The organism is Neomelitea salexigens DSM 19753 (assembly GCF_000422345.1).
Classification (GTDB): Bacteria; Pseudomonadota; Gammaproteobacteria; order Pseudomonadales; family Spongiibacteraceae; genus Spongiibacter; species Spongiibacter marinus_A.
Map to the genome: position 1 here is coordinate 166,158 of NZ_AULP01000006.1, position 11,585 is coordinate 177,742.

Annotated in this window: 12 protein-coding genes; 7 read left to right on the forward strand and 5 right to left on the reverse strand. The window is 54.1% G+C overall.

What is annotated here, in order from left to right; all coding sequences use genetic code 11:
* Positions 1-33: 33 nt before the first annotated feature.
* The 4 genes from H573_RS0110950 to H573_RS0110965 all read left to right on the forward strand — a co-directional run bounded on the left by H573_RS0110950 (position 34) and on the right by H573_RS0110965 (position 4,182).
* Complete coding sequence (locus H573_RS0110950) at positions 34-864, forward strand: helix-turn-helix domain-containing protein (protein ID WP_027874317.1); 831 nt, start codon at positions 34-36, stop codon at positions 862-864.
* Positions 865-956: 92 nt separating this feature from the next.
* On the forward strand, positions 957-2,762 hold the full coding sequence (locus H573_RS0110955) for an acyl-CoA dehydrogenase (RefSeq protein WP_027874318.1): 1,806 nt from the start codon (positions 957-959) through the stop codon (positions 2,760-2,762).
* A gap of 25 nt (positions 2,763-2,787) precedes the next feature.
* Positions 2,788-3,249 (forward strand): MaoC family dehydratase, encoded by a 462-nt coding sequence (locus H573_RS0110960; RefSeq protein ID WP_027874319.1) that lies wholly within the window; start codon positions 2,788-2,790, stop codon positions 3,247-3,249.
* Between the two features lie 18 nt (positions 3,250-3,267).
* Positions 3,268-4,182: an SDR family NAD(P)-dependent oxidoreductase gene (locus H573_RS0110965; protein WP_027874320.1), complete on the forward strand. Its 915-nt coding sequence runs from the start codon at positions 3,268-3,270 to the stop codon at positions 4,180-4,182.
* A gap of 109 nt (positions 4,183-4,291) precedes the next feature.
* Here H573_RS0110965 and H573_RS0110970 read toward each other — a convergent pair whose 3' ends face one another.
* The 5 genes from H573_RS0110970 to H573_RS17870 form a co-directional block, all read right to left on the reverse strand.
* On the reverse strand, positions 4,292-4,852 hold the full coding sequence (locus H573_RS0110970; RefSeq protein WP_036256533.1) for a BON domain-containing protein: 561 nt from the start codon (positions 4,850-4,852) through the stop codon (positions 4,292-4,294).
* Between the two features lie 66 nt (positions 4,853-4,918).
* The gene (locus tag H573_RS0110975) at positions 4,919-5,140 is read right to left on the reverse strand and encodes a CsbD family protein (RefSeq protein ID WP_027874322.1); all 222 of its coding nucleotides are present in this window, start codon (positions 5,138-5,140) and stop codon (positions 4,919-4,921) included.
* 90 nt (positions 5,141-5,230) lie between these two features.
* Positions 5,231-5,473 carry a DUF1328 domain-containing protein gene (locus tag H573_RS0110980; protein WP_051171213.1) on the reverse strand — a complete coding sequence of 81 codons (243 nt, stop codon included), beginning with the start codon at positions 5,471-5,473 and terminating at the stop codon, positions 5,231-5,233.
* Positions 5,474-5,738: 265 nt separating this feature from the next.
* Positions 5,739-7,727 carry an SDR family oxidoreductase gene (locus tag H573_RS0110985; RefSeq protein ID WP_027874324.1) on the reverse strand — a complete coding sequence of 663 codons (1,989 nt, stop codon included), beginning with the start codon at positions 7,725-7,727 and terminating at the stop codon, positions 5,739-5,741.
* A 118-nt stretch (positions 7,728-7,845) separates the two neighbouring features.
* Positions 7,846-9,264 (reverse strand): wax ester/triacylglycerol synthase family O-acyltransferase, encoded by a 1,419-nt coding sequence (locus tag H573_RS17870; RefSeq protein WP_051171214.1) that lies wholly within the window; start codon positions 9,262-9,264, stop codon positions 7,846-7,848.
* Positions 9,265-9,523: 259 nt separating this feature from the next.
* Between H573_RS17870 and H573_RS0110995 the strand changes: the two genes are divergently transcribed.
* From H573_RS0110995 to H573_RS0111005, 3 genes are all read left to right on the forward strand, one after another.
* Complete coding sequence (locus H573_RS0110995; protein WP_027874325.1) at positions 9,524-10,363, forward strand: peroxiredoxin family protein; 840 nt, start codon at positions 9,524-9,526, stop codon at positions 10,361-10,363.
* The gene (locus H573_RS0111000) at positions 10,360-11,037 is read left to right on the forward strand and encodes an NUDIX hydrolase (RefSeq protein WP_027874326.1); all 678 of its coding nucleotides are present in this window, start codon (positions 10,360-10,362) and stop codon (positions 11,035-11,037) included. The genes H573_RS0110995 and H573_RS0111000 overlap by 4 nt, the downstream gene beginning before the upstream one ends.
* A gap of 115 nt (positions 11,038-11,152) precedes the next feature.
* Entirely contained in the window at positions 11,153-11,578 is a 426-nt protein-coding gene (locus H573_RS0111005; RefSeq protein ID WP_027874327.1) for an EF-hand domain-containing protein, read from the forward strand.
* Positions 11,579-11,585 lie beyond the last annotated feature (7 nt).

Sequence of the window (11,585 nt, forward strand, 5' to 3'; positions counted from 1 at the left end):
TATCCTTGAGCATCATATCTTCAGGGTTGGCGTGTGGTAGAGAGTGCATCGAGCTTTGGGCGGTTTTTAAAGTTTTGGCGCGGCGTGCATCGCCTCAGTCAGGAGCAGCTGGCCTTTGAGCTGGGCAGTTCGCCGCGCCATATCAGCCGCCTTGAAAATGGCAGCAGTCGCCCCAGCGAAACGATGGTGTTGGAGATCGCCAAAGCGCTGAAATTGGGGCGGCGCGACCAGAGCCATTTACTGATTGCAGCCGGTTTTGCGCCGCGCGACGATCGTGTCGATTTTAACTCAGCAGAACTCAAGTGGTTGCGGAGCGCCATGACCATGACGCTGCAGGCGCTGGACCCCTATCCCGCTTGCCTGGTGGATAATTCCACTAATATTCTCATGGTTAACCGCAGCTGGCTGGGGTTCTACTCCCGCCTGATGCCCGCCGATGAACTGCACAATATCAGCAATTTTTACGACTTTATGTTCAGCTCCCAGTCCGCCGAAAATGCCGTGAGCAATTGGGAGGACACACTGTCGGCAATTCTTATGTCGATCCAACAATCGGCGCTATTCAGTAATGACCCAACGGTGAAGGCAACCCTGGATCGGCTGCGAAGTTATCCCTCCGTACCTAGCGACTGGCAGCAGCGCGCCGCGTCGGTGGAACCGATGGCGAGCTTTCGCGTACAGCTGGCGATAGACGGTGTCATGCAGCGATTTTTCAGTGTGAGCACCACTGTGGGAGCGCTGGGGCCAACGGCCTTTGTTTCCGAGCCTCAGTTAACCGTTACCGCGCTATACCCGGAAGATCGTCAGCTAAATGTGGATGCCTTCGCTGACACCGACCTCAGTCACCCGCTGCTGTTCTACTAGTTCTGGCGCTGCCTGACATCAGATGTCGTGGCTGGCTCTGGGGGTGCTGGGCATACTGCTGTCACAATTCTTTTTCGATATGAGGTACTACCATGCCTGCTCCGCTACTCAACGAACGCGATCTCGATTTCATGCTGTACGAATTTCTGGACAGCGAGAGCATGTGTGCGCGCGAGCGTTATCGAGACCACAATCGCGAAAGCTTTGATGCCGCGATTGCCACTGCCAAGCAGGTTGCGGAAAAGTACTTCCTGCCGATTCGCGGCAAGGTCGACCGCAATGAGCCACGTTTTGAAAATGGCCGTGTGGAAATGCTCCCCGAGATCAAACAGGCGGTCGATGCCGCTACCGAGGCAGGGTTTGTCTCGTCAACGGCTGACTACGAAGTGGGCGGGATGCAATTGCCCCTGCCCGTGGCCACGGTCGCCAATGCGTACCTTACCGCCGCAGGCAGTACGACCCTGGGGTACTTGAGCTTAACCACCGCTAACGCCAGTTTGATAGAAGCGCACGGCACGCCAGAGCAGATTGCCAAGTGGGCCGTGCCCCAGCGCAGTGGCCGCTTTGCCGGCACCATGGCAATGACGGAGCCCGGTGCGGGCTCGGGCCTGGCAGACCTCATTACCAGTGCTGAGCGCGCAGAGGACGGCAGTTACCGCATTACCGGAAATAAGATCTATATCTCTGGCGGCGATCACGAGCTTAATGAAAATATTGTGCACCTGGTTTTGGCTAGGGTGAAGGGGGCGCCAAAGGGGACCAAAGGCATCTCGCTGTTCATTGTGCCCAAGTATCTGGTTAACGACGATGGCAGCCTGGGTGAGCAGAACGATGTGGCTTTGGCGGGACTGTTCCACAAAATGGGGGGACGCGGACAAACCTCTACATCGTTGAACTTCGGTGAGCGCGGAGGGGCGGTCGGCTATTTGGTTGGCGAGGAAAACCGCGGCCTGAGTTACATGTTCCACATGATGAACGAGGCGCGCATTATGGTGGGCACGGGTGCCGCAACCATTGCTCTCACCGGCTTTCAATACTCACTAAACTATGCCCGCGAGCGCCCGCAGGGTCGCTTACCCTCATGCAAAGACCCGCTGTCGCCACCGGTTAATATTATTGAACACGCCGACGTACGCCGCATGTTATTGGCCCAGAAGGCCTATGCCGAGGGCGCGTTTGCCCTCTGTTTGTTTGGCGCACAGTTGGCTGACGACCAGCACACCGCACCAACCGAAGAGCAGCGCAGTCAGGCTAAATTATTGCTCGATTTCTTGATTCCCATGATCAAAACCTGGCCCTCTGAGTACGGCCCTCAGGCCAATAGCTTGGCCATTCAGGTATTGGGAGGTGCGGGTTATATCAATGAACACCCCGTTGAAATGTTTTACCGCGATAATCGTCTGAACCCCATTCACGAGGGGACTACCGGCATTCAGTCCCTCGACCTGCTGGCACGGAAGGTACCGATGCAGGGCATGGCAGGCTACCGCTACTGTCTGGCGTTAATGAGCGAAACGGTGGCCAAGGCAAGTAATGTTAGCGGTTTGGTGGAACAGGCGGGGCAGCTTGAAGCGGCAATCCAACGGTTGGCGAAAACAACGGAGACGCTATTGGCAGCCATGGCCGATACCGATATCGATAAAGTATTGGCTAACTCGGTTATATATCTGGAGCTGTTTGGCCATGTGGTTGTGGCCTGGTTATGGCTGAAGCAAGGGCTTGTGGCTAGCGCAGCACTGGCCGAGAGTGAGCACAGTGATGAGCAAAATTTCTACCGTGGCAAACTGCAGGCCATGCGTTATTTCTTCTCAGTGGAGCTGCCACATACTAAGCGCTGGTCGGCGCTGTTAGAGCAAGGCGAAGACAGCGCTTTTGTGATGCGTGATGAATGGTTTTAATAAGCCCAAACAATAAGGATGAAAAATGGCGACAACAGTAGATAGAACGAAGGTGATGGAATACGTCGGTAGGGAGACACCGCCGACCCAGTGGCACACAGTCGATCAAGCGGCCATCAACGAATTTGCCGACTGTACGCTGGACCATCAGTTTATTCATGTTGACCCTGAGCGCGCGAAACAAACCCCCTTCGGTGGTACGGTTGCCCATGGTTTTTTAAGCTTGTCGATGCTGTCGCATTTCGCAGAAGAGTTTATGGTGATGATCGAGGGCACCCATATGGGCTTGAATTACGGTTTTGACAAGGTTCGTTTTATCGCGCCTGTAGCCGTCGATAGCCGCATTCGCGCCCGCGCTAAGTTTATCGACATCACCGAAACCAAGCCGGGGCAATTTCGCTTCACCACTCAGGTGACAATAGAGATCGAGGGTCAGGATAAACCCGCTCTGATCGCAGAGTGGTTGACCATGCAACTAGTGGCGTAAACATAAAAGGAAATAAAAATGGATGTGAGATTTGATGGTCAGGTAGCTATTGTAACGGGCGCGGGAAACGGCTTGGGGCGTAGCCACGCTCTGGCATTGGCGGCGCGTGGCGCCAAGGTTGTGGTGAATGACCTGGGCGGCGCCCGCGATGGCAGCGGCGCGTCCTCGGAGGCGGCGCGGGAAGTGGTTGCGACCATAGAAGCCAATGGCGGCGAGGCGATCGCCCACGGCGCCAATGTTGCGGTAATGGCAGAAGTTGAGGACATGGTTCGCCAGGCAATGGACAAGTGGGGGCGCGTCGATATTCTGGTAAACAACGCCGGTATTTTGCGCGATAAAACCTTTGCCAAAATGTCGCTGGACGACTTTCGTTTAGTGATGGATGTGCACCTGATGGGCTCGGTGAATTGCACCAAGGCGGTGTGGGACATTATGCGCGAGCAGGAATATGGCCGCATCGTGATGACTACGTCGTCGTCGGGCATGTACGGTAACTTTGGCCAGAGTAATTACGGCGCCGCCAAGATGGCCGTGCTCGGCTTTATGAATACCCTGGGCCTTGAGGGTGCCAAGAAGAATGTGCGGGTCAATGCGCTGTCACCGACGGCGGCAACGCGCATGACCGAAGACTTGCTACCGAAGGAAGTGCTGGATCTACTCACGCCGGAATCGGTAACGGCTGGTGCGCTGGTGCTGTGCCATGAATCTGCACCCAATCGCCATATTCTATGCGCTGGAGCCGGCGGTTATGCGAGTTCACGAATCTTTGAAACCGAAGGCGTGTTCTTGGGTGTTGAACAACAGACGCCTGAGGCAATCCTGGAAAACTGGGATGCCATTACCAGTGAAGCTGCGCAGCGGCCGCTAGAGGCGGGAAGTAAGCAAACTGAGAAATTCCTCGCCAAAGCCATGGCGGCGATGTCGGCGGATTAACAGGTCCTAGCGTTGTGGCATTAAGTCTCAGCTAGAGGGTCGGTGCTACTCAAACGGGCCGGCGGAGTATGCACCGGCCCGTTGATATCATAAGTTTCGATACCGGACCTTAGCTATTGGTCACGTCGAGTTTATCTTCCACTTCGGAAACGTGGTCGAAGCTCTTGGCGATCTCAATGGCTAAGTCGTGTGCGGCCTCGCTTTTCACGGTGCCGCGCAGGGTCACCACACCGCGATGAGTGTCGACATTAATCTTGGTTGCCGCAATATCATCGTTGGCGGCAAACTTCATATTGATCGCCGCGGTGGTACTCAAGTCATTCCACTTGCGGGCAAAGTCATTGCTGGTTTTCTCCAGCTTGCTGCGATAGCTCCCTTCAACATTTAAGTTGTTCTCAACCGATGTAACGCCGTCTACATTGCTCGCGAGCTGGCCAGCTAGGTCCTTTTCGATATCACTGCTCACAGTGCCTTCGAGAGTAACCTTGCCCTGGTCTACATCCGTGTCGATGTCAAAGTTATTGAGCTCGCCATTGAGCATAATTGCGGTTTCGACTTTCCCGTCGAGCCAGGCATCTTTGGTTTTGCCTTGCCAGCTGTCAGCCAGTACGGGAGTGGTTGTCAAAGCGCCCAAGGTGAGGCTGGTGATTAGCGTCTTCTTGATAGTCATAGTTGACCTCCATTTCGGTTCTAATCAAATACGATGCGTGCATCGTTGCCGGGTGCGAGTCACTTGTCATGGACTCGGTAGTGCCGATTCACGACACTTTTTCTTTAATTCTTCAAATTGCTGTTTCGCTTCATCGCGGGCCAGGCCGTAGCGTTCTTGCAATGCACCGATAAGGCGTTCACTGCTGCCGTCCACGCTCTCTAGTTCGTCGTCGCTTAATTCAGCCCACTTCTCTTTGATGCGACCTTTCAGTTGTTTCCATTTGCCTTCAGCGATATCTCGGTTCATAGCGTTCTCCTTAGGTGAACAAGGTGATGCAGTGAAGAGTTTTGGGCGAATTGCCCGGTGGATTTCTCCCGCAATGTGAGCGTCGCGGCGCTACATGTGGGGAGGTTTGCCGCGCAAGGCGCGCGCAAGAAGGGAGAGAAGCAATAATGCGATAAATATAAAAAACAGAATTTTGGCGATTCCAGTCGCTGCACCCGCTACACCACTAAAGCCCAAGGCGCCCGCGATCAGTGCGATAACGAGAAACATCAATGTCCAACCTAGCATACTGTCTCCATGTTGCTTCGTTACTGGATATGACAGCGCTAAGAAAAACAGTTCAATATTTTTCATTAGTGCGCCTTATGGGCGCTGAGTTTGCCGATGAAAAACGGAAACAGTGAATTTTTTGCGACGTGAATATCGTCGTATTAAGTGTGTTAGAAAGGCCGCTATTCGCCGCCGCAGGCGCGCTATTTCGCGGCAGGGCATCGCTATTCATTCCACGCACATTTGCACCATTTGCAAGGCGTAAAAAAACCGCATGGCCCGTGTGTTGAGCAATGCGGTTTAGCGGTTTCACTACGGAGCGTTTGCGCGCTGCGTGATGCTGTATATGTTAGACGTGGATACCTTTGAGTACCGCTGCCAAGGCGACCTGTTCTGACGAGGCTTCGGTTTTGCCTTCTTCCCCTTCGCCTTTTGCAGCGGCGGAGTCCGGGAAGGTGCGGAAGACGGTATTCATAATAATTTCCGTTGCCTTCGGCATCACTGCATTCAGTACTTGCATACTGATGCCCAAGCCAGTGGCAATACGCTTAGGACGTTTCACAATTGCCTCGCAGATCATATCCGCTGCTTCTTCTGGCGACAGTGTCGGCACAGCGTTATAGATAGAAGTGGGGCCTATCATTGGTGTGCGTACCAGCGGCATATTGATCGTAGTGAAGGCGATATTGCGGTCGGAGAACTCTGCCGCAGCACTGCGAGAAAAAGCGTCCAAGGCCGCCTTTGACGCAGCGTATGCTGAGAAACGCGGCGAGGTGCCTACAATAACCGCAATCGACGAGATATTGATAACATGCCCGGCTTTGCGTTCCAGCATCGACGGTGCCAAGCCCATAATCAGGCGAATTGCACCGAAGTAGTTGAGCTGCATAGTGCGCTCAAAATCGTGGAAGCGATCGAAGGTCAGCTCGAGCGAGCGACGAATTGAGCGGCCGGCATTGTTCACCAGCACATCAACGTGGCCGTGGTTTTTCAGCAGCGTAGCGACCAGTTCGTCGCAGGATTCAAGGTCAGATACATCGCATGTGTAGGCGTAGCTGGTGCCGCCAAGCTCTTCAATTTCCTGCTGGGTCTCTTTCAGTTTTTCAACCGTTCGGGCGACCAGTACAACCTCTGCACCGGCTTCGGCCAGTTTAAGGGCGCTCGCTTTACCAATACCTGATGAGGCACCGGTAATAACGATGACCTTGCCTTCAACATTGCCGCGCAGGCTGCGGTCTTTAAACAGGTCGGGGTCGAGGTTGCGTTCCCAGTAGTCCCAAATTTTGTAGGCGTAATCTTCCAGCGCGGGTAATTCAATACCGCTGCCACGCAGTGCTTTGACCGTTTCACGGTTATCAAAGCGCGTTGGCATATTCATGAACTGCAAGCCGTCTTCAGGAATTTGATAATCTGCCAGTATCGCGCTTGTGAGGCGTTTAACCGGCGGCATGTTTTTCACCAAACCGGTTATGGAAGAGGGGATAAAGGCAAACATCCGCGAGTCGATGCGCAGCGCCATTTTCGGTGCATGGGCAGCTTTCGAGAAGATGTTGAGCACTTCACCCACTTTATGCGCGTCGGGGTTAACGAGGTGGAAGCAGCGTCCGTCGAGCTTGGGTTTGTGGGAAATATGGTCAATAGCATCGGCGACATAGTCCACCGGCACGATGTTCATCTGGCCACCCTCAATGCCGATAATCGGGCACCATTGGGGGACACGATAACGCAGTTTCTGAATGAGCTTGAAGAAATAATAGGGGCCGTCGACCTTATCCATCTCGCCAGTCTTGGAGTCGCCCACGACCATTGCCGGGCGGTAGATGCGATAGGGGATTTTGCATTCCTTGCGCACTAGGCCTTCAGAGACATGCTTGGTGCGGAAGTAGGCATGCTTCAGGCCCTCAGCCTCTTCGAACATGTCTTCACGGAATACGCCGCGATATAGCCCAGCAGCTGCAATAGAGCTGGCGAGATGGAAGCAGCCGGCTTGCATTGCTTCTGCCGCGTCGATAGCGCTTTGGGTGCCTTGGATGTTAGTCACTTCCTGGCTTTCGGCATCGGCTTTTAAATCGTAGATGGCTGCCAGGTGGTAGAAGTGTTTGATTTCACCCTTCAGCTTGGCCATTTCTTTGGCACTGATGCCGAGTTTGTTTTTAGCGAGGTCGCCCCAAACCGGGACCAGCCGGTCTTTGCTGAGGCCGGTTTTTTCCAGCAGGTCGAGATATTTTTGTTTAGAACTGCGGCGAACCAGAACGTAAATAGTGCCCTTTCTGCGCGCAAGGCGTTCGATAAGGAATCGGCCGATAAAGCCGGTGCCGCCAGTAACGAAGTAACTCATAGTGCCTCTCCAGATGTTTTAAAAATTCTCCACAGCGTTGGGCCTTAAAACGGCCCGTCGCTGTTTTGCTTCCGTCAGTGAAAGCAGGGGATTTTTCTGGTTGTTTTATTCGGCCGGTTTAGCCAGCCGCCTTGTTATTGTGTTCGAGTAACTGCGGTGATACTGCGTTTTCGAGGTCTGCAAAGGCCTCGTGTATATAGTCACTCAATACCTCCAGTTTGGGTAGGGCGGAGCTCGCCACCAAACCAAACTGCAAACGTCCATCATAACTATATAGTGTGATATTTAAGTGGCAACCCGGAGGCAGTGCACTGATTGGGTACATCTCCTCCAGTCGCGCGCCCTTCAGGTAGAGGGGTTTCACCGGCCCGGGCACATTAGACACCAAGGTATTGCCAAGTGGGGGCAGCTTATCGTCGATGCCTAGCAGCTCAACAAGCTGCGCCAAACTGCCAAGTAATACGGTGTAGGCCATTACCGATGCCGGGGGAACGCCGTCGACCTGGTAGCGAACATTGCGCAGGGTAAAGCCAATTTCCCGCAAGCGCTCATAGGGGTCGGTGGTTTTGTTGGCCAGCTCAACCAATACAATGCCGATTTTATTGCCCATGCTGTTATCGCCTTGGCGACGCAGATTTACCGGCATTTGGATGGTGATGGGTTCATCGATATCCGACTCGCAATCTTGCAGGTAGCGGTGCAAGGCGCCGTCGATACAGGTTAGGGCAATATGGTTCAGGGTGGAGCGGGTTAGGCTGCGCAGGTGGTTCACGCGCTCCATTGGCACTGCTGCGGTAGCCACCTGTCGGCCCGGAACAACCTGACCGTTAAGGGGGGTGTTGGGGTTGGCTTGATAGGGAACGGCAACCGCATTTTTCGTCAGCTTCATCGCTTCCAGCGCCAGTTGTGCACTGAGTTTCGACAAGCCTAAGGCCGAGCGAAGATAGTCGGTAGAGCGGCCGCCCAGCTTACTCAACACTTTCATTATCGACACGCTATCGGCGGCGTTTTCGAGGCGCTTCTCGGGAATCACTGACCACATCGGCGTGGCTTTGCGCGCGCGTGAAGATTGACTCAGGCTCTTTGCGAGAATCGATGACATGGTCACGCCATCGGCATACGCATGGTGAAGCTTGGTGTAGATGGCAAAGCGTTTATCGTCGATCCCCTGGATAACATGGATCTCCCACATCGGTTGATCCCGTTCCATCTTCGGGCTATGAAGTTCACCGACCAACTCGTAGAGTGCGTCGCGAAAATCGTCACCCTCAAGTTGGTGGTAAAAAATATGGTCGTCGATATTGAAGTCGGGAGCGTCGGCCCAACTGGGTGTCGAGAATCGGCTGAACTTGACGATTTGATTAAAAGGAGGGCGAATGTCGGCATTGGTGCCAACGTATTCACGTACTGCGGTGTCGACGAAGTCCTTGCCTGCTTTCGCGGGCTTGCGGAACATCATCATGCCACCGACGTGTTTGGGGCTGGCTTCGGTTTCGGTTAAGAAGAAAGCCAAGTCCATTAGAGAGAGTTTTGCCATAGCCGCCAATACTTCCTATTGTTGTCGTAAAACATTTGTACAGGCGAGTTAATACAACTTTATTTAAATCGCTCTGGTGTGGGCTCCAAGATTGAATCCCAAAATAGTCTATGCCCTAATGGGCGATCTCGCTATTGCCGTGACTGCTCAAACCTCGTAAAAAAGGGTCAATGCTTACGCCTTACGCTAGCGCAGAATGTCGGCGCTGAACAGGGCGGCTAGTAGGATAATTATTCAATAATGACCACACAGACTATTTATGACATCACTTAAAGCGCTGGCCAAGCGCTTCTTTGTATTACCTTATATACTGCTCTGCGGGGCTGCATCGTTGCACAGTGCGTGGCAGTTGAGCAGCGGCTTTAGTCTGTCATGGTTTGGTGCTTGGTTAGCCGTCACCCCGGTGCCGTTATTCGTGGCACTGTTATACAGCGTAGCCTTTGTTCATGTCGGGCGCTTTATTGTTATCCAGCTAATTGCCGCGTTGCTGGGGGCAATGTTGGTGGTGGTAGAGATGGATATCGTGCCGACTATATACGGCTTAAGTTTGGGTCTTGGCGGCGTTTTCCTCTACGTTTTTTGGTATTCCTATTTGGACCGGGATGACAATCCCGAGCTGATTGTCGGTCGCGCGCTACCCCATTTTGAGTTGCAAAATGAGCGCGGTGAATCCGTTAGTTCTGAACAGTTTCAGGGTAGGAAAACCGCCTTTTTATTTTTTCGGGGCAGTTGGTGCCCACTGTGCCGGAGCCAATTACACGAGTTTATGGGCTATTGCCGCGAGTTCTTGGGTCACGGTGTTCGTCTGGTATTGGTGAGCCCGCAAACCGTTGCGGATAGTCGCAAACTGGTTGGTGACTTGCCTGCCGGTGTCGAGGTGTATAGCGACTCCTCACTGAATGCGGCCAAGGCGCTGCATATTGTCCATGCTGCAGGTATGCCCTTTGGCGTGCCCTTGGGTAGTCGCGATACTGTGCTGCCTACCCTGCTGGTGGTTGATGAAGGCGGTGTTATTCGCTATGCCGATCTGCCAGAAAATTTTCGTATCGGCCCACAGCCAAAGCGCCTGCTGTCGGCCTTGGAGGAACATTGGTTGTGAGCGACAAGGAAGCGATTCGTCTGGCGGCAACAGCGGTGGTATTACGGGACACACCCTCTGGGCTTGAGGTGTTGTTGCTGCGACGGCACGAGCAGTTAAAAGTGGGAGGCGGGCACTGGGTGTTCCCCGGTGGCACCGTGGACCCTGATGATGTTGCCGACGCCCAAGGCGATCGCATGCAGGCATTTCGCTTGGCGGCGGTGCGGGAAACCGAAGAAGAAGCGGCGATCAATCTGGCGCCGGAAGCGCTGCAACATATCTCTTGCTGGACAACGCCTGCACATATGGGGCGACGCTTCGAGACGGCGTTTTTCCTCGCTGACGGCCAGGGGATGGAGGTAGAAGTGGACGGCGAGGAAATGGATGCCCATCAGTGGGGCGCAGCCGCAGATTTTGTGCGGGCGCATTGCTCTGGTGAGTTGGCGTTGATGCCGCCGACCCTGGTGACCTTGTCGGAATTATCGCAGTGCGCGACTGTGGAGGAGGCCCGGTCATTCTATGCGTCGAGGGAGATCCCTGATATTCATCCCAAGCTTGCCGACCATCAGGGGGCGGTGTGCATGCTTTATGGGGGCGATGCCGGCTATTGTCAGCACGATCCCGAGGCCGTCGGCCCGCGTAACCGCTGTTATCTAGAAAACGGTGTCTGGCGCTATGAGTTTTTGACTTCTTAAACAAACTGAACTGCTCGACGCAAAAGAATGATTGCCATAGCGAGGGGTTTTGACGCAGCCGGTGTTTAATCAATAACGGCCGTTAAAACCCTTTTTTGTTTATGGAGTCACGACAATGAAAACGTCTAGCAAAATTTTGGCAGTATTGGCGATGGGTGCCGCAATGAGTGCTCAGGCAAAGCCGCCCGGCGGCTGCGAGCGCGGCGGAGAAGGCGGTCATAGCGTCGCTGATATGGTCGAAAAACGCAGTGCCCACTTTATGGCAATGGATCTGAACGGCAACGGCGAAGTTACCCGCGAGGAGATTGCAGAGTACCGCGCGAAAATGCGCGAGCAACGCACTGGGTCTCGGGCCGACCGCTTTGAACGGGCCGATACCGACAAAAACGGTAGCGTGTCTGCGGCCGAAGCGCGTGCAGCAGCCGAGGCCCGGTTAAGCAGGCTCGATAGCAATGGCGACGGCGAGTTGTCGCGCAAGGAAATGCGCAAAGGCTTTAAGCACGGCAAGCGTCATGCCGGGCCGTGGGCAGACGATCAGTAATTGAGAG